Genomic DNA, 25,726 nt, shown 5'->3' on the forward strand with positions numbered 1-25,726 from the left:
GGCGCCGGGCCTCCCCCCGGCGCCGAGATCGCACCGTTTCTCGCGAGATCGCACCGTTTCTCGCGAGGTCGCACCGTTTCTCGCGAGAAGTCACGCGACCTCGCGGGAAGTCACGCGACCTCGCGAAAAAGCGTGCGACCTCGGCGGAGCGGGGCCGCAGAACCTAGGGTGAACACGATGGATGAGCACGACACCGAGCCGCACGCGCGCCGGCCCGCGCAGGCGCCCCCGCACGCGCGCGACCGGCCGCGGACGCGCGCCGCCGACCGCGACGGGCTGCGCACCCCCAACCCGCCGTGGCCCGTGATGCCGCCCGAGATGGGCACCGGGGCGTTCCTGCTCATGCGCGACGTCGTCTGGAGCCGCGGCGCGATCAGCTGGTACGTGGGCGGCGGCATCTCACTGCTCTGGCTGATCAGCACGGGACAAGAGGTCATCGAGCAGGCATCCACGGCAGGATCGGCGACCATCGGCATCCTGCTGGTCGTGCTCTACGGCATCGGCTTCCTGCTCGCGGTGCCGGTCGGCTGGGGCCTCCCCGTCCGCTGGCGCCTGCTGCCGGCGCTCGGCCTGTTCGCCCTCTCTTTCGCGCTCTTCCCCTGGCTGAGCTGGGACATCTGGTCGCAGTGGACCTACGTCGGCGTCGTCATCGGCATGATGGTGCTGAGCTGGCGGACCACCCTCATCCTCATCGTCGCGCTGGCGGCGCTGGGCCTGTTCTTCCGGGTGGGGATCGACGGCTGGACGGAGGACATCCTCTGGGGCCCGGCCATCATCTTCTCGATCTCGCTCATGATGGCCGCGTTCGCCCGCACCTTCGCGGCCATGAACCAGCTGCGTGCCACGCAGAATCAGCTCGCACAGCTCGCCGCCGAGCGCGAGCGCGGGCGCATGGCCCGCGACATCCACGACATCCTCGGCCACTCGCTCACGGTCATCACGGTGAAGGCCGAGCTGGCGAACAAACTCATCGACGTGGATCCCGCCCGCGCGAAGACCGAGCTCTCCGAGATCGAGCAGCTCGCGCGCGGAGCCCTCGCCGACGTGCGCACGACGGTCGCCGGTGCCCGCGGCGTGAACCTGCCGGCCGAGCTGGTCGTGGCCCGCGCCGCACTGGAGGCGGCGGGCATCACACCCGAGATCCCGACGGCGACGGATGCCGTGGGCCCGGCCCACCGCGAGCTCGCGGCCTGGATCGTCCGCGAGGGCGTCACCAACGTCGTCCGTCACTCCGGCGCGACCCGGTGCGAGGTGCGCCTCGGCCCGCGCAGCGTCGAGGTCGCCGACGACGGCGTCGGGCCCGTGGCATCCAGTGCCTCGTCCACAGGGCTCGCGGGCCTGCACGAGCGGGTCGCCGAGGCCGGCGGCACCCTGACCATCGGCCGCAGCGACCTCGGCGGCTTCAGCCTGAAGGTGGACCTGTGATCACCCTCCTCATCGCCGACGACCAGGCCCTTGTGCGCGGAGCACTCTCGGCCCTGCTCGCCCTCGAGCCCGACATCGACGTGGTCGCCGAGGTGGGGCGCGGCGATGAGGTGGTGGATGCCGCACTCCGCACGAACCCCGACGTCGCCCTGCTCGACATCGAGATGCCGGGGCTCGACGGCATCGCCGCCGCCGCCCTGCTGCGCGAGAAGGTGCCGGCGTGCCGCACCCTCATCGTCACGACGTTCGGCCGCCCCGGCTACCTCACCCGCGCGATGCGCGCGGGCGCCTCGGGCTTCGTCGTCAAGGACACCCCCGCCGCCCAGCTCGCCGACGCGGTGCGCCGCGTCGCTCAGGGGCTGCGCGTGGTCGATCCCGGGCTGGCGGCCGAGTCGCTTGCGCAGGGCGAGTCGCCGCTGACCGAGCGCGAGACCGACGTGCTCGAGGCCGCCCGCGCCGGCGGCTCGATCGCCGACATCGCCCGCATCCTGCATCTGTCGGAGGGCACGGTGCGCAACCACCTCTCCAGCGCGATCGGCAAGACCGGCGGCCGCAACCGCGCCGATGCCGCCCGCATCGCGGAAGACAACGGCTGGCTCTGATCGAAGACCGAGTCGAGTGGATGCCGCGACCCGCGGCATCCACTCACTCTCCCCCCTCGGCCGGACCGAGTCCGAAATGCGCGAGCTCGGCCTCGTCGAGCATGCGCGAATGGATGATGAAGCGCTTGCCGGTCGGGCCCTCCACCGAGAACCCCGCCCCGCGGCCGGGCACGGCGTCGATGGTCAGATGCGTGTACTTCCAGTACTCGAACTGCGCGGCCGACATGAACACCTCGATCGGCGTCACCCCGTCGATCTCGAGCACTCCCAGTCGCACATCGCCCGGTCCGGTCAGGAACATCCCGACCGGGTAGCACATGGGCGAGCTGCCGTCGCAGCATCCCCCCGACTGATGGATCATCAGCGGCCCGTGCTGCTCCTCGAGCTCGCCCAGCAGGGCGGCCGCGGCATCCGTCACCGCGACGCGCCGGTACTCATCGGCCATGATGCCGCTCCTCTCCTCGCGTGAACGCACCGGGGGCGGGTGCCGCAGGGCCTGCGCCCGCCCCCGCCGCGGATCAGAAGAAACCCATCGCGCCTTCGGCGTACGACACCAGAAGGTTCTTGGTCTGCTGGTAGTGGTCGAGCATCTTCAGGTGGTTCTCGCGGCCGATCCCCGACTGCTTGTACCCGCCGAACGCGGCGTGCGCCGGGTACTGGTGATAGGTGTTGGTCCACACGCGACCGGCCTCGATCGCGCGACCGGCGCGGTAGGCGACGTCGCCGATGCGACTCCACACGCCGGCGCCCAGGCCGTAGAGCGTGTCGTTGGCGATCGAGATCGCGTCGTCGAAGTCGCTGAACGACGTCACCGACAGCACCGGTCCGAAGATCTCCTCCTGGAAGATGCGCATGTCGTTCGTGCCCTCGAACACGGTGGGCGTGACGTAGTAGCCCTCGCTGAACTCGCCGCCGAGGTCGGCGCGCTCGCCCCCGATGAGCACCTTCGCGCCGTTTTCCTTGCCGATGGCGATGTACGACAGGATCTTCTCGAGCTGGTCGTTCGACGCCTGGGCGCCGACCATCGTCGCCGGGTCGAGCGGGTTGCCCTGCACCATGCGCCCGACGCGCTCGATGCCGTCGCCGACGAACCGATCGTAGATCGACCGCTGCACGAGCGCGCGCGACGGACAGGTGCAGACCTCGCCCTGATTCAGCGCGAACATCGCGAAGCCCTCCTGCGCCTTGTCGTAGTAGGCGTCGTCGGTGTGCAGCGCGACATCCTCGAAGAACACGTTCGGGCTCTTGCCGCCCAGCTCGAGCGTCACCGGGATGAGGTTCTGCGACGCGTACTGCATGATCAGCCGCCCGGTCGTGGTCTCTCCGGTGAAGGCGATCTTGCGGATTCGCCGGTGCGACGCGAGCGGCGCCCCCGCCTCGATGCCGAAGCCGTTGACGATGTTCACGACGCCCGCCGGCAGCAGGTCGCCGATGATCTCGAACAGGAACAGCAGCGACGCCGGGGTCTGCTCGGCGGGCTTGATGACGACGCAGTTGCCGGCGGCGAGGGCCGGCGCGAGCTTCCACGCGGCCATCAGGATCGGGAAGTTCCACGGAATGATCTGCCCGACCACGCCCAGCGGTTCGTGGAAGTGATAGGCGACCGTGTCATCGTCGATCTGGCTGATGCTGCCCTCCTGCGCCCGCAGCACACCGGCGAAGTAGCGGAAGTGGTCGACGGCGAGCGGGATGTCGGCGGCCAGGGTCTCGCGGATGGGCTTGCCGTTCTCCCAGGTCTCCGCCACCGCGATGCGCTCGAGGTTCGCCTCGATGCGGTCGGCGATCTTGTTGAGGATGACGCTGCGCTCGGTCGGGCTGGTCTTGCGCCATCCCTCGAAGGCCTTCCACGCGACATCCACCGCCCGGTCGATGTCTTCGGCCGTGCCGCGGCCGACCTCGCAGAACGGCTTGCCGGTGACCGGAGTGATGTCTTCGAAGTACTGGCCCTTGATCGGCTCGACGAACTCGCCGCCGATGTAGTGGCCGTACCGGGAGCGGTACTCCGCCACGCTGCCGCGCTGGCCGGGAGCCGCATAGGCGCTCGAGACGCCCTCTTCGACGATGGTCATGTGCTGTCTCCTTTGACGGTGTCGCGACGGGGGTCGTCGCGTGCGTCGAGAGTAGATCGGCACGGGTTGCAGAGTGTTGCAACGGAGGGATGCCGCGGGCCGCCGCCTCAGGCCTCGAGCTTCTCCAGCCGCGCGACGATGCCGGCCCGCCGCGGCGAGCGCGGCGGCAGCATGCGCAGGCACAGCTGCAGGGCCTGCACGTCGTCGCGCCCGACGGGACCGTCGGTGAACGCGAGCAGCACGTCGACGGACGCCTCGGCCAGCAGCGTCTCACGCAGCGCGGTGCGCACGCTCTCACGGAACTCCGCCACGCCCGGCGCCAACGACCCCGGCAGCACATCGCCCGGGTACGACGCGAGGGCCACCCGGTGCGCGCCGCGGTCCAGCAGCGACAGCACCTGCTGCGCGTCCGTCTCGACGCGCCCGCCCAGCCGGTACGGCTGCGACTGCAGCTCGATGCCCAGCGGCCCGAGGGCCTTGCGCAGCCGGGCCATCTCGGCGCGCACGGTGACCGGCGACTCGGTGCGCTCGTACACCAGGTCGGCCAGCGCATCGCCGTTCAGCCCCTCGGGGTGCGTGGCGAGCATGAGCAGCAGCTCGGCATGCCGCAGGGTCAGCTCGTGCGCGGTGCCGGCGCGGTCGAGCTCGGCGCGGTCGCGGCCGAGCACGCGCAGCGTGGCGCCGGCCGGTGCCGGCCGCGACGGTGCCCGTGCCGCGGTCGGGCGCTCGGCGCGCTCGCGCAGCCGCGCCAGCAGCAGCTCGCTCTCCACGGCGCGCGCGGTGGCGTCGACCAGCAGCTTCGCCTGCGGGGTGACGACCTCGTCGCCGCCGGTCACATCGATCACGCCCAGGATGCCGCGGGTCTCGGGGTCGTAGACCGGCGCCGCCGTGCACGACCACGGCTGCACGAGGCGGTTGAAGTGCTCGGCCCCGCGGATCTGCACCCCGGATCCCAGGCGCAGCGCCGTTCCGGGAGCGGCCGTGCCCACGGCATCCTCCGACCAGTCCGCCCCGGGCACGAAGCCCATGTCACCGGTGAGCGCGCGCACGTGGCGATCGCCCTCCACCCAGAGGAGCCGACCGGCTGCGTCGCCGACCGCGACCACCACCCCCGACTCGGCGACGTCGCCGGGCATGAGCAGTTCGCGGATCATGTCCACCACGCCGGCCAGCGGATGCGTGCGGCGGAGCGCCTCGAGCTCTTCGGGCGTCAGCCGGATCGGCGCGAGCGACTCGACCCCGACGAGGCTGTCGAGCGAGCGCCGCCAGCTGTCGCGCACCACCGCACGCACGTCGCCGACGCGCGGGTCAGCGGGGTTGCCGGTGATGAACTCCTCGTGCGCGCGCTCGATCAGAAGACGCGATGCGTCGGGGTGGACGCCGCGCGGTGAAGACCAGGGCGAGGACATACCGGATCCGATCGGCGCTGACGGGTGGGTCCAGTGTAGGCCGCGGGGTGGCGACACGACACACCCCTTATCTTCTTCGCGCACTACTGTGCATTGCGTGGTACTGTCTCTCGCAGAAGACAGCGAGGGGCCTATGGACACGACACAACTGCTCAAGGGCGTGCTGGATGCCGCGGTGCTCGCGGTCGTGCAGCACGACGACGGATACGGCTACGACATCGTCCGGCGCCTGCGCGACGCGGGCCTCGGCGAGGTCGGCGACGCGTCGGTGTACGGAACGCTGCGCCGGCTCTACACGGCCGGCGCGCTGTCGAGTTACGTGGTGCCGTCCGACGGCGGCCCGCACCGCAAGTACTACGCGATCAGCCCCCGGGGCCTCGCGCTGCTCGACGAGCAGCGCCACGACTGGGCGAAGTTCTCGTCGGTGATGACGGGACTGCTCGCCGAGAAGCCCACTCCCGCTCTGCGCACGATCGGAGAGAACCGATGACCACCACCACCGCGCCCGCCGACCCGATCGCCGCCTTCGCGGCGGCGGTCCGCACCGAGCTCCGCGATCTGCCCGCCGACGAGGTCGACGACATCGTCGACGGCCTCGAGTCCGACCTGGCCGAGCAGGCCGCCGAGCACGGCGACGGGTTCGAGCTGCCCGATGCCGCCGCCTATGCGGCCGAGCTGCGGCAGGCGGCTGGGCTGCCCGAACGGCCGAGCGGCATGACCGCCCGCCAGGCGCTCGGCGCGCAGTTGCGCAGCATCGGTGATCGCACCGTCCGCGGCATCCGCTCGTCCCGCATCGGCTCCGGCCTGCTCGACTTCGCCGTCGCGCTGCGGCCGATCTGGTGGATCGCGAGGGGATGGATGCTGTACGTACTGGTGCTCCTCGTGCTCCGCGTGTTCCTCGGTCTGTCGGTCGATGTGCCGATCCCGATGAGCGGGGCCGCGATCGCGATCCTCGTGGTCATGGTCGTGGTCAGCATCCAGTGGGGTCGCGGCCGGTGGCGCCCCTGGGCCTGGACGCGCGTGGGACTGATCGTCGTGAGCACGGTGACCGCCGTGATGCTGCCGTTCGTGATCGGCATCGCGATCGGGCAGGTGCAGAGCTGGCAGCGCGACGCGTCGGCCGGGTACGTGTACGACCAGGCTCCGCCCGGGCTCGCCGTGGACGGCCAGCGCGTGCGCAACATCTTCGCGTACGACGCCGACGGCAATCCGCTGACCGATGTGCAGCTGTTCGACCAGAACGGCAACCCGCTGACGACGGTGGGCGGTCAGGACCCGACGAGCCCGGTCGACGAGTACTTCGCCTGGGGCGGAGGGCCGGTCCCCGTCGGGGTGTCTCAGCCGGGCCGCACACCGGTGTGGAACATATTCCCCCTGGAGGAGATCCCCGCCGGCCTCGACGACGGCGACCCCACGCTCGCCCAGGCCGCCACACCGCCGTTCGCGCAGGTGCCGTCGCTGCAGCGGCTGCTCGCGGCATCCCCCACTCCCTCTCCCGAGCCGACGGAGGGGTCTTCACCCGAGCCGACGCCTGAACCGACGCCCGGCGCGACCGAGGGCGCGCCGACGCCGACCGCGGTGCCCGACGGCGACGCGCACGGCGAGCGGACGGGGGTGGATGCCGCCACCGGCGCCGCCACCGACGATGAGGGCTCGCGATGACACCGGCGCAGGCCGTGCCGGCCGCCGCCGTCGCCCCCGCGCCGGCCGCGCACCGCACGGACTGGATCGGCCCCGATCTCGTCAGCGGCGAGGGGATCGTGAGCGTCGACGTGACGTTCCTCGTGAGGGATGCCCTCGCGGGACAGGTCGCGCCGCACGCGCCCTCACGCTGAGCCCGCGCCGCACCGCCGGCGGCCGCGGCATCCCGAGCTCTGAGACGCTCAGCCCCGGGCGGCCCACCAGTCCCGCAGCCGGCGCTCGGCCTCGTCGGGCCCGAGCACGCCCTCGTCCAGCCGCAGGTCGAGCAGGAACCGGTACGCCTCGCCGACGACGCGGCCGGGCTTCACGCCGAGGATCTCCTGGATCTGATTGCCGTCGAGGTCGGGACGGATCGCGTCCAGCTCCTCCTGGGCGGCGAGCTCGTCGATGCGGCGCTCGATGTCGTCGTACGCGGCCGCGAGCATGTGCGCCTTGCGCTTGTTGCGAGTGGTGACGTCGGCCCGCGTGAGGATGTGCAGCCGTTCCAGCTCGTCGCCGGCGTCGCGCACATAGCGCCGCACCGCAGCATCCGTCCACGCTCCCTCGGCGTAGCCGAAGAAGCGCAGGTGCAGCTCGATGAGCTTGGTGACGGTGTCGGTCGTCGCCGAGTCGAAGCGCAGCTCGCGCAGCCGCTTGCGGGCCAGGCGCGCTCCGCGCACGTCGTGGTGGTGGAACGTCACCGCCCCACCCGGCTCGAGCTTGCGCGTGGCCGGCTTGCCGATGTCGTGCAGCAGCGCGGCCAGCCGCAGCGGCAGATCGGGCGCGGCACCCGGGTGACGGCTGTGCTCGAGATCGATGGCCTGCCGCAGCACGGTGAGCGAGTGCTCGTAGACGTCCTTGTGGTGGTGGTGCTCGTCGACTTCGAGGCGCAGCGCGGGGATCTCGGGCAGGAACTGCGCCATCAGTCCCGTGTCGACGAGAATCCGGATGCCGCGGGTCGGGTCGTCCGTCGCCAGCAGCCGCATCAACTCGCTCTGGATGCGCTCTGCGGAGACGATCTGGATCGTCTCGCGCAGCTGCTCGATCGCCTGGATCGTGTCGGGATCGACCGTGAACTCGAGCTGCGATGCGAAGCGCGCGGCGCGCAGCATCCGCAGCGGGTCGTCGCCGAAGCTGATGCGCGGATCGATCGGGGTGCGCAGGATGCCGCGGACCAGGTCTTCGACGCCGCCGGTGGGGTCGACCAGCTTCTTCGAGGGCAGCAGCAGCGCCATCGCATTGACGGTGAAGTCGCGGCGCACGAGGTCGCCGTCGATGGAGTCGCCGAACGCGACCACGGGCTTGCGGGTCGTGCCGTCGTAGCTGTCGGCGCGGTAGGTCGTGATCTCGACCTGCTCACCGCGCACCCGGGCGCCGATCGTGCCGAACTCGCGGCCGATGTCCCAGTGGGCCGTGGAGATGGGCGTGACGATCTTCAGGATCTCGTCCGGCTGCGCGTCCGTGGTGAAGTCGAGGTCGTGGGTCACGCGACCCAGCAGCGCGTCGCGCACCGGACCGCCGACGAGAGCCAGCTCGCGCCCGGCTGCCGCGAACGCCTCCGCGAGGGATGCGACGGCGGGGGACGCGGCCAGCGCGTCCAGGCGCGCCACGCCCTCGGCCATGTTCAGCATGGATTCCAGCCTAACCCGCCGCCCCGCGCCTCACGCGAACGCGAGGAACCCGGCGAACACCAGCTCGCGCACGCGCGGCAGCAGGTCGTCGCGCAGGGCACCGGGGTCGACCTCGAGCAGCTGCGCGATCGCCGCGATCAGGGGGCCGACCGCCAGGTCGCCGTCGCACGCGCCGACCAGGGCCGCCAGCGCCGGGTCCGCCTCGACCACGCGACCGAAGCCGCCGCCCTGCCGCAGCTCGATGACGCTGGGCGCCTCCGCCCCCGGCAGGTGGTGCCGCGCCTCGGTGACATCGCCCGCGACGATCAGCACCGCCGCCGCGAGCGCCGTGTCGTCCAACTCGACAAGCCGGTCGTGCGCGGCGAGCGATCGTCCGAGGTGCGCCCCGAGCGCGTGCTCGGGCACCGGCTGCGGCATCCGCTCATACCGCGCCAGCGTCACCGCTCCGACCGGGCGGCGCAGCAGGATGTACCCGAAGCCGACCTCGCTCACCCCGCGCGCCGCGAAGTCGTCAAGCCACGCGCCCAGCAGCGCGTCGAACTCCGGCGTGCCCGGCAGGGTGCCGGCGTCGCGGATCCACAGCTCGGCATACGCGACCGGATCCAGCAGCTCGCGCTCGATCACCCAGGCGTCGAGCCCGGCCGCATCCACCCAGCCGCGCACCCGGTCCAGTCCCGCCGCGCCGTCGCGGGTCTCCCAGTTCGCGAGCAGCTGCGCGGTGCCTCCCGATGTCAGATGCGCGCCGACGCCGGCGATGAACTCGGCGACGAGCGCGTCGCCGACCCGCCCGCCGTCGCGGTACTCATACGCGGGCACCCCGTCCACGCGCGGGGTGATCACGAACGGCGGATTCGACACGACGCGGTCGAACCGCTCGCCGGCCACCGGTGCGAACATGTCGCCCGCGCGGGTCGAGATCGCGTCGGCGCCGTTCAGCAGGGCGTTCAGCCGCGTGAAGCGCAGCGCCCGCTGCGAGACGTCGGTGGCGACGACGGATGCCGCGGCGCGGCGCGCCCGCAGGGACTGGATGCCGCAGCCGCAGCCGAGATCCAGCGCCGTGTGCACCGGAGACGTGAGCTGCAGACCGGCCAGCGTCAGCGACGCGCCGCCCACGCCCAGCACGTGGTCCTCGGGCAGCGGGCCGCCCAGGGCCGCCTCGTCGAGGTCGCTGGCGACCCACCACTCGCCCACGGCGTCTTCATCGATGAACGCCTGCGGGCGCACGAGGGCGGTCGGCCGCAGCATCCCGTCGTCGACGCGGGCCAGCCCGAGGGCCTGGAGCCCGGCGATCGCCGTGGCCGGAAAGGCGCGGGATGCCGCCTCCACCGGCACCGCATCGCCGATGCCGAACAGCCGGGCGACCACGGCCAGGGCGCTCTCGTCGCCGGCGAGCCGGCGCCGGATCGGCAGCGTGTGCCCACGACCCAGCGCACCGTCGGCGGCGTCTCCCCACGTCTCGCGCACTGCGTCCGTGCGGTAGCCGGCGGCATCGAGGTCGGCGGCGAGGGCCCGGCACAGCACCGGATCGGGTTCGGGAAGCGGCATCCCCCCATTCAACCGCCCCTTCCCCGTTCAGAACTCCTCACATCCGTGTCGATCCGCGCCCGCACGCACCCCGGGCCCTCCGCCGCCACCCGAATGTGCGGAGTTCTGAACATGCGGGGGCCCGCGCTCGCCGCGGCGCGCGTTCGGCGGGCGCAGAGGCCGCCCCCGTAGAATCGCAGCTGTTCGTGCGGCATCCCCCCACGATCACCGCTCCATGACCGCGAGTTCCGAAGATCCCCGCATGCGCGCATCGCAGGCCGCCCCCCGGCCCTCCACCGACCCGCGCACCTGTGGTGACCGCAAACCGCACCGCCGCCGCCGGTTCGCCGCCCTCGCCACCGCGACCGCCCTCGTCGTCGCGCCGCTGTTCACGACGCCGGCCGCGTTCGCCGCGGACCCCACTCCGACCCCGTCGCCCTCGCCGACGCCATTGTCGGGCACCGTCGACGCGTTCGTGTCGCCCGACGCGAACGGCGTGCTCGAGCCCGACGAAGACCTCATCACCCACGTCACGCTGCGCAACGGCACCGATACCGCGGTGCCCGCGACCGACGTCACGCTGAGCCTCGGAACCGCACGGCTCACATCCCGCAGCGAGCTGACCGCCTGGCTCGATGCCGGCACCGGCGGCGACGACGCAGACGGAGGGCAGGCCGACCCCGCATCGGTCGACGGGACCACGACCGCGCTCGGCACCGGCTCGATCGCGGTCGTCGAGTCGGGCGAGACCGAATCGGTCGAGATCACGGTGTCGGCCGACGACAAGGCGCTCACGAAGCTCAAGCCCGGCGTGTACCCGCTCAGCGCCACGATCACCGGGCCCGCCCAGACACGCGTCGCGACCAGCGTGCTGACCGTCCCGAAGGAGCACGACACCGACCGCACCCCGGTCGCGATCGTCGTGCCGATCACCGTCGGCGGACTCGACGCCGGCCTGCTCAGCGCAGACCAGCTCGAGACGCTCACCGCCCCCGACGGCGAGCTCACCGCCGAGCTGAACGCTGTCGCCGGCACCTCGGCGATCCTGGCGATCGACCCCGCCCTTCCCGCCTCCATCCGGGTACTCGGGTCATCCGCGCCGAAGACCGCGACCGCGTGGCTCGAACGGCTCGACATGCTCTCGAACGAGCGGTTCGCACTGCAGTTCGGCGACGCCGACATCGCGGCGCAGCTGCACGAGGGCCGCTCGAGCCTGCTGCGCCCGGCGACGCTGCAGTCGTACATGAACGCCGCCGACTTCAGCGACGACGACACCGCCTCCACCGGTGACGAGATCGCCGAGACGCCGACGCCCACCGACACCGCGACGCCGGGTGCGCCCACGTTCCCGAGCATCGACGAGCTCGAGAGCCTCGGCGAGAACACGCGCGACGCCGTCTACTGGCCGTTCTCGAAGAGCGTCGGCGCGGCCGGCGTCACGAAGCTGGATGCGATGTCGACGGATGACACCGACGCCGTCACCCTGCTCTCGTCGGCGTCCGCATCGTCTGGGTCGGCACACGTCGACGCGGACGGGGCGAACGTGCTGGTGTACGACGCGGCGATCTCCGACACCCTGCGCACGGCGTCCCTCGAAGACGACTCCAAGATCCGCGGCGCCGCCCTCGCGTCCGTGACCGCTTCGCTCAACATCGCCGCGAGTTCCGGCGACGGCTCGCCGCTCATGGTCGTCGTCGACCGCGCGTCGACACGGTCGGTGCTGGGACTGTCTGCGGCGGTCGAGGCGGTGACGGGTGCGCCGAGCACCACCGCGTCGACGCTGACACGGCTGCTCGATTCGCCGGCACGTCAGGTGACGGTGAAGGATGCCGCGGCCGACACCGCCCGCGTCGACACGCTGAAGCAGCTGATCGACGGTGAGCGGGGCGTTGCGGCGTTCGCGACGGTGCTCGACGATCCGACGCTCCTGACGGCACCCGAGCGCGCGACGGTCCTGCAGCTCATGGGCGGCGGCTGGCTCGACGATTCGGAGGGCTGGGCCGACGCGATCGCCGCCCACCGGCAGGCGACCATCGACACCCTGAACTCCGTCTCGATCGCCCCCACCAGCGACTTCAACCTCGCCGGGCGCGCGGCGACGCGCAGCTTCGGCATTCGCAACCAGCTGCCCTGGCCGGTGAAGGTCACCCTCTTCGTGCATCCCGACAACCTGCGCCTCGAGGTGCAGGAGTCGACCGAGGTCACCGCGCAGGCCTCGAGCACCACTGCCGCGCACGTGCCGATCCAGGCGCAGATCGGCAACGGCGACGTCACCCTCAACCTGCGCCTGGTGAGCCCCACCGGTGTGCCGATCGGCCAGCCGCGCGACGTCGTCGTGACGGTGCACGCCGACTGGGAGATCATCGGTCTCACCGTGCTCGGTGTCGGCATCGGCGCCTTCCTCGTGATCGGCGTGGTCCGCACCGTCCTCTCCCGCCGGAGGCGGGCGGCGGATGCCGCGGCCGCCGCCGCGGGCGGCATTTCTGCTCCCGACGCGGGCGGTGACGGGTCCGCACCGCGCACCGACGCCGGCGGAGCTTCGACCGGCGGCGCGGCCGGCGGTGCGGCATCCACCCCCGACGACGGAGCCGCCCGGTGACCGGCATCGGCCGCGCGAGCGTGCTGATCGGGGCGGGCACGGTCGTCTCACGCCTCAGCGGCTTCGTGCGTCAGCTGATCATGGTGGCGGCCCTCGGCGGATCGTTCGCCGCCGCCGGCAACGCGTTCGCCGTCGCGAACGGGCTGCCGAACGCCATCTACGCGATCATCTCGACGGGTCTTCTCGCCGCGGTTGTCGTGCCGCAGATCGTGCAGGCCGCGTCGCACTCCGACGGCGGCACGGCGTTCATCTCCAAGCTCTTCACTCTGGGCTTCGTCGCGCTGCTCGTGATCACCGTGATCGCGATGGTGTGCGCCCCCCTGCTCGTCGAACTGTATGCGCGGGGCTTCACGCCCGATCAGAAGGCCCTCGCCACGGCGTTCGCGTACTGGTGCCTGCCCCAGATCCTCTTCTACGGGCTGTACGCGCTGGTCGGCGAGGCCCTGAACGCGCGCAACATCTACGGCCCGTTCACGTGGGCGCCGATCGTCAACAACATCGTGTCGATCGCGGGCTTCGGGCTGTTCTTCCTGCTGTTCGGTCCGCTCGGCGACATCGTCGACTGGACCCCGGGCCGCATCGCCTTCATGGGCGCCACCGCCACGATCGGCATCGTCGTGCAGGCGCTCGTGCTGTTCCTTTTCTGGCCGAAGACCGGCCTGCGCATCCGCCCCGACTTCCACTGGCGCGGCGTGGGGCTGAACCGCATCGGTCGCCTCGCCGGCTGGACCTTCCTGATGGTGCTGCTCGGTCAGCTCGCCGGCCTCGTGCAGTCACGGGTGCTGTCGGAGGCGGCCAAGGGCCATGCGGGTGTGTTCGCGGGGCAGAACGCCTGGCTGCTGTACATGATCCCGTATTCGCTGATCGTCCTCTCGATCGGAACGCCCTATTTCACGCGGCTCAGCGAGCACGCGGCGGCGGGCCGTCACGATGAGGTGCGGGGCGACATCGGCCGCAGCATCCGCACCGTCGGCGTCTTCATCGTCTTCGCGACGTTCGCGCTGGCCGCGGCATCCATCCCCGCCTCCCGCATGTTCACGAAGGACCCCGACGCCTCCGTGGCCTTCGCCCTCGTGCTCGTGTGCTACCTCGTGGGACTGATCCCCAACGCTGTGCAGTTCACGATCCAGCGCACGTTCTACATGTACAACGACACGCGCACGCCGTTCTTCTTCACGATCGTGCAGGCCGGCATCGTTGCGCTGACGGCCTGGCTCTCGGGGCTGTTCGTGCCGATCGAGTTCCTCGCCGCGGCGCTCGCCCTCGGGCAGTCGTTCGCGGCGATCGTGCAGCTCGTGCTGGCGACCTGGCTGCTGCGTCGCAAGATCGGTCCACTCGGCACCCGCTCGTGGATGGCCGGGCTCATCCGCTTCACCGTCGCCGCGATCCCGGCGGCGGCCGCGGGCTGGGGCGTGTTCCTGCTCGCCGGCGGCATCGGCGGGTGGATGACCGGCAGCATCGTGCTCGGGGTCGTCGGCTCGTGCGTCATCGGCGTGGTCGCGCTCATCGTCTATGTCGCGCTGCTGGCGCTGCTGCGTGCGCCCGAGCTGCGCCCGGCGCTCGACACGCTGCGCCGCGTCGTGCGCCGCTGACCGATTCATCGAGTGGATGCCGCGGGTCGGTGCGCCGCGCAACGCTCCGACGCACGGGCCGGGGCGGAATGCCCCGCGGTTACGATGTGTTGAGGCATGCGGACGCGTCGAAACGTCCGCGACAAGGGAGAGAACGTGCGTCAGCTCATCATCATCGGATCGGGTCCTGCCGGTTTGACCGCCGCCATCTATGCGGCCCGGGCGAACCTCAAGCCCCTCATCGTCGCGAGCAGCGTCGACGTCGGCGGTGAGCTGATGAACACGACCGAGGTCGAGAATTTCCCCGGCTTCCCCGAGGGCATCCAGGGCCCCGATCTCATGGCGAAGCTGCAGGCGCAGGCCGAGAAGTTCGGCGCCGAGGTCGCGTACGACGACGCGGTCGAGCTCGCGCTCGACGGACCCGTCAAGCGCGTCACGCTGGGCTCGGGCAAGGTCGAAGAGGCCGACGCGCTGATCTTCGCGACCGGCTCCGCCTACCGCAAGATCGGCATCGAGGGCGAGCAGCGCCTATCGGGCCACGGCGTCTCGTGGTGCGCGACCTGCGACGGATTCTTCTTCCGCGAGCAGGAGATCGCGGTCGTCGGCGGCGGCGACTCCGCGATGGAAGAGGCCACGTTCCTCACCCGCTTCGCCTCGAAGGTCTACGTCATCCACCGTCGCGACGAGCTGCGCGCCTCGAAGATCATGCAGGAGCGCGCGTTCGCCGATCCGAAGATCGAGTTCGTGTGGAACAGCGAGGTCGTCGACATCCTCGGCGACTCCGCCGTGACCGGCGTGAAGCTGCGTTCCACGGTCGACGGCACCGAGAGCGAGCTGCCGCTGACGGGCGTGTTCGTCGCGATCGGCAACGACCCGCGCACGCACCTCGTGCACGGCAAGCTCGACCTGACGCCCGAGGGCACGGTCTGGGTCGACGGCCGCTCGTCGCGCACCTCGATCGACGGCGTGTTCGCCGCCGGCGACGTCATCGACCCGACGTACCGCCAGGCCGTGACCGCGGCCGGGTCCGGCACGGTCGCTGCCCTGGACGCCGAGCACTTCCTCGCCGCGCACGGCGAGGCCGGCGCCCCCGAGGCAGACGCCGACGAGATCAGCGGCCGCCCCGAGGCCGAGGCCGTGGCGTAGGAACAAACCCGCGCCATCCGGCGTTTCATCGAGCAAGAGACTTTCCCACCGAAGGAGAACCATGACCGCGAAGGCGACCACATCCGCCACATTCGAGCAGGACGTCCTGAACGCCGACGGCCCCGTGCTCGTCGACTTCTGGGCCGCGTGGTGCGGTCCGTGTCGCATGGTCTCGCCCGTGCTCGATGAGATCGCGGCCGAGAACCCCGACAAGATCACGGTCCTGAAGCTGAACGTCGACGAGAACCCCGACCTGGCCATGAAGTACCAGATCACGTCGATCCCCGCGATGAAGGTGTTCGAGAAGGGCGAGGTGAAGACCTCGATCATCGGCGCCAAGCCGAAGTTCGCCCTCGAGAAGGACCTCGCGACCTACCTCAAGTAGACGCACAGACAGCGAAAGCCCCCGCGACCGTTCAGGTTCGCGGGGGCTTTCGTCATGAGCGGTCAGGATGCCGCGGGCCGACCGGCCGCGGCCGGCGGTGTTCCGCCGGGTTGCACCGCGGTCGCGGCGGTCGCGGCATCCGACGTCGCCACGATGTCCTTGATCTCATCGGTGGCGTAACCGCTGCGGATCGCCCAGACATAGGCGACGATGCCGACGAGCACCTCGACGCCCATGCCCCACGGAAAGCCCAGTGCCGGGTGCTCCATCGGCCCGTACTCGCCCAAGTAGCCGACGAGCATCGATGCGAGCAGCAGCCAGATCAACCACCAGTTCGCCGACACCGCGCGCTTGCCCTCCTTGCCCGTCGTCGCCCACACCGCCGCGCAGAACGCGATGACCAGCACGCAGAACGCGATGTAGTAGACCGGGAACGGCCAGCCGCCCTCCCGCTGCTGCCCGCCCGTGGTCAGAACCCATCCGCCGGCGGTCGCCACCCAGATCCACGCGACGAAGAACACGACGCTGATGACGATGCTCGACACCGCGTTCATCCACTTCATCTTCCACGCGTAGTAGGCGGTGAAGAACGGCAGTCCGATGAAGGTCGCCGTGATGACGTTCGTCAGCGTCGAGAAGCCGCTCCAGTAGAGGATCAGCACGGCAGCGAGGAAGGAGACCGGCGACCAGAACTTGAAACCCTTCAGCAGGAACGGCCGCTTCAGGTTCGGCGCCGTGCGGCGCAGCACGGGCAGGCCCGCACCGCCCATGATGTAGGTGAGCACCGCGGCCGAGCTGATGAAGCCGACGAGCTGGTACCAGCTGGGCGCCGGCACGAAGAACACACAGCCCACGACGGTCGACACGAGCAGGGGCAGCCACGGGATGCCGAACCGGTTGTTCGACGTGAACACCTTCGGGATGTTGCGGTGCACGCCCAGCCCGTAGCCGGTGCGCGCGCCCGTGCCGAGGTACACCCAGCCGGTGGCCAGCGGCGAGACCGCCGCGTCGATCAGCAGGAATGTGCCGAGCGCCGCCAACGCCGCCATGTTCGCCGAGTCCAGCGCGTGGAACAGCGGGCCGTCCGCCCATCCTCCCTGCACCAGCTTGTCCCATGAACCCGGGGCCAGCCCCATGTCCTTCCAGTTGATGGCGCCGATGAACGCGACCTGCAGCAGCGTGTAGATGACAGCCGGGATCGCGATCGACCCGATGGTGGCGAGAGGCACGTTGCGCTGCGGGTTCTTCGCCTCACCGCCGTAATCGAGTGCCTGACGGAACCCGAGCAGCGAGAAGATGATGCCCGTCGTCGCGATCGCGTGGAAGATCGGCGGCACACCCAGCGGGGCGAAGCCGTCGTACGTGGTGAAGTTCGTGCCCTTGAAGATGAAGAACAGGAAGATGAACGTCAGCGTCGGCAGGGCGATCTTCCAGATCGTGACCCAGCGGTTCGACTCCGCGAGGAATCGCGCACCGAAGAAGTTCAACGCGAAGAACACGACCATCAGCACGAAGCCGGCGAGGATGCCCGTCGGCCAGCTGAGCACCTGCACACCTTCGACCGTCGTCAGCAGGTGCAGATTCGGGAACCGGCCGCCGAGGTACGTCAGCGTCGCCTCCGCCTCGATCGGCGGAATCGAGACGACCGACAGCCAATAGGCCCATCCAATGATCCATCCCGAGAGTGACCCGTGCGTCAGGTACGTGTATCGCACGATGGCGCCCGAGCGCGGCAGCATTGCCCCGAGTTCGAGGTACGTGAGTGCAATGAGGAACACGAGTACCGAGGCGATGATCCACGACAGGATGGCCGCCGGGCCCGCGACGCCGGCGGCGGCGAGCACACCGAAGAGCCAGCCCGATCCGATCTGCGCGCTGACACCCAGCAGCAGCAGCTGGGTGAGGGAGAGTCTGCGTTTGAGTCCGCCGTCCGCGGTCTCGAATGAGCCTGTGACCGGTTCGGGTTCGGTTTTCGTCTGCGTCGCACTCATCACACACCACACTTCGTTGTCGGTCGTGACGATCCGCCGGCGAGCGGATCGCCGGTGCACACGGTACGCCCAGATCAGCGCGTTGTGGGATGGATCACCGAGCAGACGCACATGCCGCCGTCGGCATATGCCGACGAAAAGGGGCGGTGGATGCCGCTCAGGAGGCCTCGGTATGCACGACGGCGTCCCAGCGGCGATGAGTGTTGGCCTCGCCGAGCAGCTTCCATACCGCCGGGGTCAGCGGCGGGTAGTCGAGCGCGATCTGACGGAGTACGCGATAGTGACGTGCGGGGTTGGGACGGACGCCACCGTTCGCCGCGATGTTCTCGGCACGCAGTGTGAAGACGACGAGCTCGTCGACGCTGGGGAGCTCCTCCATGAACTCCCAGGGGTCCTCCCCGCCGAGCAGACGTTCCTCGATGATCACAGAGAGCTCATCGGTCGCCTCGGCGCGCAGCAGTTCCAGGCTCGCCCGTCGTCGCGGGGTGACCTCGCGGGGCTGGTCGGCTGAAGAACTCACCCGACCAGCCTAAGCGCCTTCGGCCCCCAGGGTGTCCGACGTGCCGCGGTCAGGAGGCGAAGCCGGACTCGCCGAGATCCTCGAGGATGCGGTTGAGATCCTGGATGCTCGCGAAGTCGATGGCGATCTGCCCCTTGCGCGCACCGAGCGTGACGCGGACCTTGGTGTTGAGGCGGTCGCCGAGCCGGTCGCCCACCTCGTTGAGGTAGGCCTGCCGTGCTCCCGCCTTCGGCGCAACGCGACGCGTGCCCACATCGTTCTTGGCCTTCGCCGCAGCCTCGGCCGCGCGGACGGAGAGGTCTTCGTTCACGATGCGGTCGGCGAGTCGCTGCATCGCCTCCTCGTCGTCGAGCGACAGCACCGCACGCGCGTGGCCGGCGCTCAGCACGCCCGCGGCAACGCGCTGCTGCACCGGGACCGGCAGTCGGAGCAGTCGGATCGTGTTGCTGATCTGGGGCCGCGAACGACCGATGCGGTTGGCGAGCTCCTCCTGCGTGATACCGAAATCGTCGAGCAGCTGCTGATAGGCGGATGCCTCTTCCAACGGGTTGAGCTCGGAACGGTGCAGGTTCTCCAGCAGCGCATCGCGCAGCATGTCATCGTCGGAGGTCTCGCGCAGGATCGCCGGGATCGACTCCAGCCCGGCCTCGCGTGCGGCGCGGGTGCGTCGCTCGCCCATGATGAGCTCGTACTCACCATCCGCGTTCTGACGGACGACGACCGGCTGCAGAACGCCGAACTCCTTGACGCTGTGCACGAGCTCGGCAAGGTCGTCGGCGTCGAACACCGAGCGCGGCTGACGCGGGTTCGGCACGATGTCGTTGGGGTTGACGCTGATCAGTCGCGCACCCGGAACCGCGACGAGCTCTTCCGCGGACTCGACGACCTCAGCGGCATCCGTCTCGGCCGTTACATCTGTGGTCTCAGCCGGTACGTTGTCAGTCTTCTTGGCAGTCTTGGCCTTCGCCGGGCGCTCCTTGACGGCCGTGGCCGTAGCCGAGACACCGGGGAAGAACACGTCGACGGGACGCTCGCTCGTCGATTCCGTGGTCGGGATGAGTGCTCCGATGCCCCGACCGAGTCCTGTCCGCTTCGCCGCCATCAGGCGCCTCCTTCTTTCACTGCTGCCGCATTCTCACGCTGGATGATCTCCACCGCCGCTTCGCGGTACGCCACGGCACCCGCCGACTGTCCGTCGTAGGCGATGACCGTCTGACCGAAGCTCGGAGCCTCGGAAACTCGAACCGACCGGGGAATGACCGTCTCGAGGACTTCCTTCGGGAAGTGCGAGCGCACTTCCTCGGCCACCTGCTGGGCAAGCCGGGTACGCGCGTCGTACATCGTCAGGAGAATCGTCGAGACGCGAAGCTTCTGGTTCAGGTGCTTCTGGATCATCTGCACGTTCCCGAGCAGCTGGCTCAGCCCCTCGAGGGCGTAGTACTCGCACTGGATGGGGATGAGCACCTCATCGGCGGCGGTGAACGCATTGATCGTCAACAGGCCGAGTGACGGCGGGCAGTCGATGAGAACGAAGTCGGGCTTCTCTTCCGACGCATCGATGTAGTTCTCGAGTGCGGTGCGCAGCCGGTGCTCTCGTGCGACCTGCGAGACCAGCTCGATCTCGGCCCCAGCGAGGTGGATGGTACTCGGCGCACAGGTCAGCAGGTCCGACTCCGGACTGGTCTGAATGATGTCGACCATGGGGAACTCGTCGATGAGCACGTCGTAGATGCTGGGTGTGTCGGCCGTGTGCGTGATGTTGAGAGCCGTCGACGCATTGCCCTGCGGGTCGAGGTCGATGACGAGGACACGCGCACCGACGGTTGCCAGCGCCGCGGCGAGGTTGACCACCGAGGTGGTCTTGCCGACACCGCCCTTCTGGTTCGACACCGTGATGATCCGGGTGTGCCCCGTCAGTTCGACCGTGGTCTGCTCAAGCGTTCGCTGACGAGCGGTGAGATCGGCGAGTTCGCGCGCGATCGGGCTGTCACCGATCTGAGGCTGCTCGAATGTCGTCTCAGCGGGGGCGTCATCGGGCTGTTCCACGTGAAACGCACTCCTGTTCAGCGATTCGGTCTGGTCCGTGATCGGCTCCGAGTCTGCCTCCGGCAGAGAAACGGGTTGCGGATCGATATCAGGCTCCGGGTCTGCATCCGACTGCCGTTCGGCGTCCGGTTCCACTTCTGGCTCCGGTTCGGGTTCTGGTTCCGGTTCGGGTTCTGGTTCCGGCTGGATCGGATCCTGTGTCGCCGTCCCCGATTCCGTCGGATCACCCACGTGTTCGGCGGGCTCCGCATCCAGTGGCGCATCCCCCGACTCGACCGGCTCTGCGGCCGCCGAACGCGGCGAATCCGCTTCCAAGTCTAAACGCGTCCCGGCCACCGCATCGACGAGAGATCCCGATGTCGTGGCATCGCGGCGCGGAACCCGCCACCGATCCCACAAGCGACGCTTCTTCTCCGTGGACTGCTCCTTCACGTGGCCCTTTCTGCACACGGATCTGGTGACGTCATCGCCATCGAACAACGTATGCCCGTCGCTCTCAATCGCCTTCTCTCTCGAGCGTATGCCATGGATCCGACGCTCCCGACACCGTCTGCGCGTGTTTCAGAGAGCATCGCTGTCGTAGGCCTTGAACCGGTTGCCGGCCTGCATTTTCGCGGGCGGACTGGCGTCGATCGGCAGCATCCACACCCTCTTTGATCGTGCGATCTTTCCACGTCAGGTCGGTGTCATGCTCCGTCGATGCGCCGACCATCGGGGTTGGTATCGACAGGCCCGCTCCCCTTCGGTGCAGCGCCCGTCCGGGCGAGTTCCCCTGCACATGCCGCACACCCAGTGCCGGGGCTCGACCGGGGCTCACTGCCCATCCTCACCGATGTGGCACGCGTTCGGGCGGGCTGTGTTTCACGTGAAACACCACGTCTCGGTGGCCTCTGGCGACTCAAGGGGTGACTGTCCTCTTCATGGGCTCACCCGCGCTCCATGAAGCCGGCGGCGCTACTCCGGTTCCCAGAGCATTTCTTCGGACCTGCTCTGTGCAGGAGCGGCTTGGGCGTTCGCCGCTTACGCGCGGACCGAAGACCCAGAGAACCGTTGCCTGCCGGATGCCCTGCGCAGGTCGCGGGCTCTCACCTCCCATGACCGCCGACGTAACCCAGACCATCTTGCCGATAGTTCCACGCAGGGTAATCCGTGATCCTTCACTGTTCACCCGTTCGTGCGGTCGTTCGTCGCCCGCGTGTGTCAGGTGACACCGACACGTCGCTCCTCCAGCCTCTCCGTGGGTACTTGCCGGCGTCGAGGAGGATCCCGGTCGTTCGGGTACGAGCGCACCTCGCGCTCGACATCACTGTGTCTTCTCGCTGCGGTGGACGCACCAGGCGATGGGACGAATCCCACACGGGGCGCCCAGGACACACTTCTACCCAAGATCGCAACGGCCGTCCCCCGTGACGTGCACGCGTTCTTCACGCGGCGCTGGCGAGAGCTCCTCCCGCCACAGCGCGAGTGCCGGACCGTTTCACGTGAAACGTCGCGACGGCGCGACGGCTCATCGACGGGCCTCCTCCACGCGCGCGTCTTCCGTCGCAGTCGGACAAGCCGTCACCGCGGGCGCGATCGCCCGATGAATCTCACGCACCCGTCAGCGGTGCGCGGACGCATGACCTCTCGTCTTCCCGAGTCGACCCCTCTTACCGCGGTTGTTTCACGTGAAACGCGCCGGGTTTCTCTCTACCCAGGCAACGCGATTTGAGTAGCAAACGATCCTGAATGACGCCAGATCATCGCTGGTCCCCGCGCACCGCTTCACTCGACACGTGGGTCAGCACTCATCCCCAGCGACAGCCACACCTGGCTGCGCTCGCCACCGTCGCGCCCGTGCGCATCGTTGGCCGTTTCACGTGAAACTCCGGCCTTAAACCGGTGCGTGTCGGCTTAGCTCAAGGGCATCCCTCCGCGACCTGCCACAGAGAGGACGCACCCATCCGCCGTGAGGGCCTACCAGCACTCTGCGCAGCCCGAGCCACCGGGAAGCAATCAGCCGCACTTTGCTCCACAGCCCACACCACCGCACAGCCCACGCCACCGCACAGCCCACGCCACCGCACAGCCCACGCCACCGCACAGCCCACGCCACCGCACAGCCCACGCCACCGTCACGGCCCATTACGGCGCGTTCTCGGCCGCCGTTTCACGTGAAACCACGCACCATCCTGGCTGGCTCCGCAGAGGTGGGGACAGAGCATGTGGATGGGCAACGGAGGCGGACTCATGCGACAACCCAAGTGCATACACAACTCCGCGCATTCCGTACTCGCGCATGGTTCGGCGCGATGAATTTCGTGGGCGTCGCGCTCCGTTCCGACTGCATTCGCACCGCGTGTTTCACGTGAAACAGGCAGCTATTTGGCCGACTCGATGTTCGCAGCACCTGACCTGCTCTGCAGCCGACCTGCTCAACGCGGCGCCGGGAGGAGCGTGCCTTCACCCCTGCACATAGCGGGAGCAACAGCGCTCTACGCGTGGGGACCACCGCAGGTCCCGGCGTTGGATGTCCCGGAGCTTGATGTCGGAACACCTACGGTGCAGCCTCGCGACGAGCCCGGCTACCCAGCCTCATCCTTGCGGACCGGCGTATCCGATGATCGGATCCTCCATACGAAGCGCCGGATGAGGCCGGATCCTCCGAGATGCGCTGCGTTCGCTTACCTTCGCGGGGTGGGAGGCGAGGTGTCGTAGGGCGCCATCACTCACCGGGTTGTCGTCGGGTTGTCGTGGGACTCATCGCGGTCTCGCCGTCCGCGCGACTACCCCTTCGCGCCACAGCGCTCAGATCGCCTCCGCGCTTCGCTCTACACCGCACTTGAGTTGGTCTCGAGCCCCGTATCGCCTGGAGCCCACACCCTCCTATGTTTCACGTGAAACGTACGTGCCGTGCCGCCAGCTTCGCCTAACGATCCGACGAGCGGGCTCACGTCGAGCAGGGGCCGGGACGTCCGTCACATCCTTCCCGCTCTCGCGCAGGTGTCTGCCCTCCACAACATCCGTTCAACGGGCACTCTCACCTGGCCCGATGCACGCCGACGGTCGCGTCTCACGTAAAACGTGATCGGTGGCGAGTGGACTCGGCACCACCCCCACAGCGACCGCACCCCGGCCAAGCACGCACCCCCGTACGCCTCGCTACGAAGGTCGACGCCCGCATACCCCGTTCCCAGAGCCGACATCTGGGTCGTTCAGAGCGCAAGGCAGGCAACCTGCCACGCGCCGCTCGAGACAAGACTGCGTCAGCCCGCCGTTTCACGTGAAACACAGTGAACCGGCTCGCATCCGCCGATCATCAGTGTGCAACGGCACACCACCGCAGATCAGCACAGAGAGCGAGCCACGACAACCCGCAGGGAGGGTCGCGTGTCATGGACTCTACTTCACCGTGAGAACTCCACCGCGTCTCGACCATCTGTAACCGACGGATGACCGCCAGCCGGGTATGTTTCACGTGAAACCAATCGCCGTACCGACTGCCCAATGAACGGTGGGGTGGATACGCGAGCCGCGACATCGGTTGAGACAACTCCCGCCTGCTCTTCCGCGATCGACGTCACCTCTGGGGCCTCCCGCTCACCACGATGGTTCCGATCCACGGAATCATGCCGCCTCGGTGCCACCAAAGCGAAGTGTTTCACGTGAAACACTGATGGGGCGCGGCTTACAACGGGCCCGGGGCTGATCGCGTGGACACCAGCCGCGGCCCGCCTAGCGGCGCGCAGCGGCACACCTCAAGACTCAATGGCAAGACAGCACGCCTCTCCAGCACCAGATCGATCGCGGAAGCACCCTCACATCACCTCGGTTGCGCGATATCGAGTACGTGTTTCACGTGAAACGCCGCACCCGGGAAGGTCGGAGTCTGCTTCCGCATGCGACGACCACGAGTACGCGGCGTGCCCGGACTCGGTCACCACTCGCGCTAGGGCGCGAACGGATAACGCGGTCGGCGGGCGCGTGCCGATTCCATCGATCGCCGCTGCTCAAGTGCGTCAATCTCGACCAGCTCCGCACTGCCCGGACAGCCATGACCGGTCCATCACTCCTTCGACGACAGCGCGAGATCTTCACACAAGCCTCGCGAGGCGGCATGGCGCACGCACAGATCAGCAGCGCGTCGCCGCGCCAGGAGCGGCTCCGTGTCCAGGACCAGGGCCAGTGAATCAGCCAGGCGTCCGCAGCGCCGCGGGTCTCAGCGCACGCCTCAGAGGTGCGCGAACCGAGCCCACCTGCCGACGCCTATGCAGAGGGGCGCACCGGGTGAGGCCGCTTTCGGCAGCCCTACAAAACGGAAGAGGAGCGTGCGAGTGAGTTCCGTCGGCTCGGCCGCGACACACCGCGCGTTTCGGTCCCGTCCGGCGCCGTTGATGCCCGGGTGGCAGACCATGCCAACCACAGCACACCGCCTACGACATGCCAGCCGCAACGCGCAACCCCGCGCCAACGCTCTCGCGCAGAAGCCTCGCTTGCCGTCGATGTTTCACGTGAAACGACGGCGCGAACCCCACGCGAGTGACCCAGGTAGTCCAGGACAGCACTCCCGATGCGCCGAAGCGACGACCCCCGACCGCTCATGCTCAGAGACCGTCCGCGAAACCCATACACGGACACCCTGCCTCTCGTTACAAGGTCAGAGTCAACCGCTGCATCAGTCGACCCTCTCCAGCGTGGGTCCCGGCATCGCACTCACTGCCGTCACCACCATGCCAGGAGACCGACCATACGTGCGCTCACCAGTGGTCTGTGCGAAAGACGTCTCGCGTAGACCGCTGGCCACGAGCCGAACCAGCCAACCGCGCGGCACGCTACTTCCACTGCTTAATGCGATGTTTCACGTGAAACGCGCCCGAAGTGCGCGGCCCGCACCGAGTTACGCTACGCGAGATGCTTCCCACGATTCCGTCACCCTCACATGATCCAGATCCGCTCGAATACACGCCATTCAGCCCCGCGCCAGTGCTTCGCAGGTGATTCGTCTCATCGGATGCGTAGCCAGGCAGGGGATGGTGTCTTTGACGCTTCGGCGACGTCCGCGTGAACGACGTTCCCGCCGAAATGGTTGAGCACCGGCTCCAGCACCGCGCCATGACCACCGCGCCGACAGTCGATCACGTCACCTCGA

18 protein-coding genes are annotated in these 25,726 nt (G+C 69.2%); 9 read left to right on the plus strand and 9 right to left on the minus strand.

All coding sequences use genetic code 11. The annotated features are described in order from the left end of the window. Positions 1 to 177: 177 nt before the first annotated feature. Together ABMQ42_RS01255 and ABMQ42_RS01260 are read left to right on the plus strand one after the other, a co-directional pair. Positions 178 to 1,425 (plus strand): sensor histidine kinase, encoded by a 1,248-nt coding sequence (locus ABMQ42_RS01255; protein WP_349720817.1) that lies wholly within the window; start codon positions 178 to 180, stop codon positions 1,423 to 1,425. Then, positions 1,422 to 2,027, plus strand: a complete 606-nt coding sequence (locus tag ABMQ42_RS01260; RefSeq protein WP_349720819.1) for a response regulator transcription factor — start codon at positions 1,422 to 1,424, stop codon at positions 2,025 to 2,027. Before ABMQ42_RS01255 ends, ABMQ42_RS01260 begins: the two co-directional genes overlap by 4 nt. 43 nt (positions 2,028 to 2,070) lie before the next feature. Here the strand turns inward: ABMQ42_RS01260 and ABMQ42_RS01265 are convergent, their stop codons facing one another. From ABMQ42_RS01265 to ABMQ42_RS01275, 3 genes are all read right to left on the minus strand, one after another. Next, positions 2,071 to 2,472, minus strand: coding sequence for a DUF779 domain-containing protein (locus ABMQ42_RS01265; RefSeq protein ID WP_349720821.1), 402 nt, complete (start codon positions 2,470 to 2,472; stop codon positions 2,071 to 2,073). A 73-nt stretch (positions 2,473 to 2,545) separates the two neighbouring features. After that, on the minus strand, positions 2,546 to 4,096 hold the full coding sequence (gene exaC / locus ABMQ42_RS01270) for an acetaldehyde dehydrogenase ExaC (RefSeq protein ID WP_349720822.1): 1,551 nt from the start codon (positions 4,094 to 4,096) through the stop codon (positions 2,546 to 2,548). 107 nt (positions 4,097 to 4,203) lie between these two features. Beyond that, positions 4,204 to 5,505 carry a sigma-54-dependent transcriptional regulator family protein gene (locus ABMQ42_RS01275; RefSeq protein ID WP_349720823.1) on the minus strand — a complete coding sequence of 434 codons (1,302 nt, stop codon included), beginning with the start codon at positions 5,503 to 5,505 and terminating at the stop codon, positions 4,204 to 4,206. Positions 5,506 to 5,638: 133 nt separating this feature from the next. Here ABMQ42_RS01275 and ABMQ42_RS01280 point away from each other — a divergent pair, with 133 nt between their 5' ends. Genes ABMQ42_RS01280 through ABMQ42_RS01290 form a run of 3 tightly spaced genes read left to right on the plus strand, consistent with a single transcriptional unit; the run spans position 5,639 to position 7,340 of the window. Beyond that, on the plus strand, positions 5,639 to 5,995 hold the full coding sequence (locus tag ABMQ42_RS01280) for a PadR family transcriptional regulator (RefSeq protein WP_349720824.1): 357 nt from the start codon (positions 5,639 to 5,641) through the stop codon (positions 5,993 to 5,995). Continuing rightward, positions 5,992 to 7,167, plus strand: a complete 1,176-nt coding sequence (locus tag ABMQ42_RS01285) for a DUF1700 domain-containing protein (RefSeq protein ID WP_349720825.1) — start codon at positions 5,992 to 5,994, stop codon at positions 7,165 to 7,167. The genes ABMQ42_RS01280 and ABMQ42_RS01285 overlap by 4 nt, the downstream gene beginning before the upstream one ends. Beyond that, on the plus strand, positions 7,164 to 7,340 hold the full coding sequence (locus ABMQ42_RS01290) for a hypothetical protein (protein WP_349720827.1): 177 nt from the start codon (positions 7,164 to 7,166) through the stop codon (positions 7,338 to 7,340). Before ABMQ42_RS01285 ends, ABMQ42_RS01290 begins: the two co-directional genes overlap by 4 nt. A gap of 48 nt (positions 7,341 to 7,388) precedes the next feature. Here ABMQ42_RS01290 and ABMQ42_RS01295 read toward each other — a convergent pair whose 3' ends face one another. Next, positions 7,389 to 8,816 carry a CCA tRNA nucleotidyltransferase gene (locus tag ABMQ42_RS01295; protein WP_349720828.1) on the minus strand — a complete coding sequence of 476 codons (1,428 nt, stop codon included), beginning with the start codon at positions 8,814 to 8,816 and terminating at the stop codon, positions 7,389 to 7,391. A 30-nt stretch (positions 8,817 to 8,846) separates the two neighbouring features. Continuing rightward, the gene (locus tag ABMQ42_RS01300) at positions 8,847 to 10,361 is read right to left on the minus strand and encodes a DUF7059 domain-containing protein (protein ID WP_349720829.1); all 1,515 of its coding nucleotides are present in this window, start codon (positions 10,359 to 10,361) and stop codon (positions 8,847 to 8,849) included. A 241-nt stretch (positions 10,362 to 10,602) separates the two neighbouring features. On the opposite strand from ABMQ42_RS01300, the gene ABMQ42_RS01305 reads away from it, so the two are divergent. The 4 genes from ABMQ42_RS01305 (at position 10,603) to trxA (ending at position 16,041) form a co-directional block, all read left to right on the plus strand. Continuing rightward, positions 10,603 to 12,939, plus strand: coding sequence for a DUF6049 family protein (locus tag ABMQ42_RS01305; RefSeq protein WP_349720831.1), 2,337 nt, complete (start codon positions 10,603 to 10,605; stop codon positions 12,937 to 12,939). Continuing rightward, positions 12,936 to 14,531 (plus strand): murein biosynthesis integral membrane protein MurJ, encoded by a 1,596-nt coding sequence (murJ, locus tag ABMQ42_RS01310; protein WP_349720832.1) that lies wholly within the window; start codon positions 12,936 to 12,938, stop codon positions 14,529 to 14,531. Before ABMQ42_RS01305 ends, murJ begins: the two co-directional genes overlap by 4 nt. Positions 14,532 to 14,666: 135 nt before the next feature. Then, the gene (trxB, locus tag ABMQ42_RS01315; RefSeq protein ID WP_349720834.1) at positions 14,667 to 15,656 is read left to right on the plus strand and encodes a thioredoxin-disulfide reductase; all 990 of its coding nucleotides are present in this window, start codon (positions 14,667 to 14,669) and stop codon (positions 15,654 to 15,656) included. A gap of 61 nt (positions 15,657 to 15,717) precedes the next feature. Next, entirely contained in the window at positions 15,718 to 16,041 is a 324-nt protein-coding gene (gene trxA, locus ABMQ42_RS01320) for a thioredoxin (protein ID WP_349720835.1), read from the plus strand. A gap of 62 nt (positions 16,042 to 16,103) precedes the next feature. Here the strand turns inward: trxA and ABMQ42_RS01325 are convergent, their stop codons facing one another. The 4 genes from ABMQ42_RS01325 to ABMQ42_RS01340 all read right to left on the minus strand — a co-directional run bounded on the left by ABMQ42_RS01325 (position 16,104) and on the right by ABMQ42_RS01340 (position 20,598). Then, positions 16,104 to 18,032 carry an APC family permease gene (locus ABMQ42_RS01325; protein ID WP_349720837.1) on the minus strand — a complete coding sequence of 643 codons (1,929 nt, stop codon included), beginning with the start codon at positions 18,030 to 18,032 and terminating at the stop codon, positions 16,104 to 16,106. A gap of 157 nt (positions 18,033 to 18,189) precedes the next feature. After that, a complete protein-coding gene (locus ABMQ42_RS01330) occupies positions 18,190 to 18,552 on the minus strand; it encodes a tryptophan synthase subunit alpha (RefSeq protein ID WP_349720839.1) in 363 nt (120 codons plus the stop codon). Between the two features lie 49 nt (positions 18,553 to 18,601). Continuing rightward, complete coding sequence (locus tag ABMQ42_RS01335) at positions 18,602 to 19,654, minus strand: ParB/RepB/Spo0J family partition protein (RefSeq protein WP_349720841.1); 1,053 nt, start codon at positions 19,652 to 19,654, stop codon at positions 18,602 to 18,604. Then, on the minus strand, positions 19,654 to 20,598 hold the full coding sequence (locus tag ABMQ42_RS01340) for a ParA family protein (protein WP_349721499.1): 945 nt from the start codon (positions 20,596 to 20,598) through the stop codon (positions 19,654 to 19,656). Before ABMQ42_RS01340 ends, ABMQ42_RS01335 begins: the two co-directional genes overlap by 1 nt. Positions 20,599 to 25,726: the final 5,128 nt, after the last annotated feature.

Origin of the sequence: Microbacterium sp. KR10-403, assembly GCF_040196215.1 — a bacterium.
In the GTDB taxonomy this organism is placed as follows: domain Bacteria; phylum Actinomycetota; class Actinomycetes; order Actinomycetales; family Microbacteriaceae; genus Microbacterium.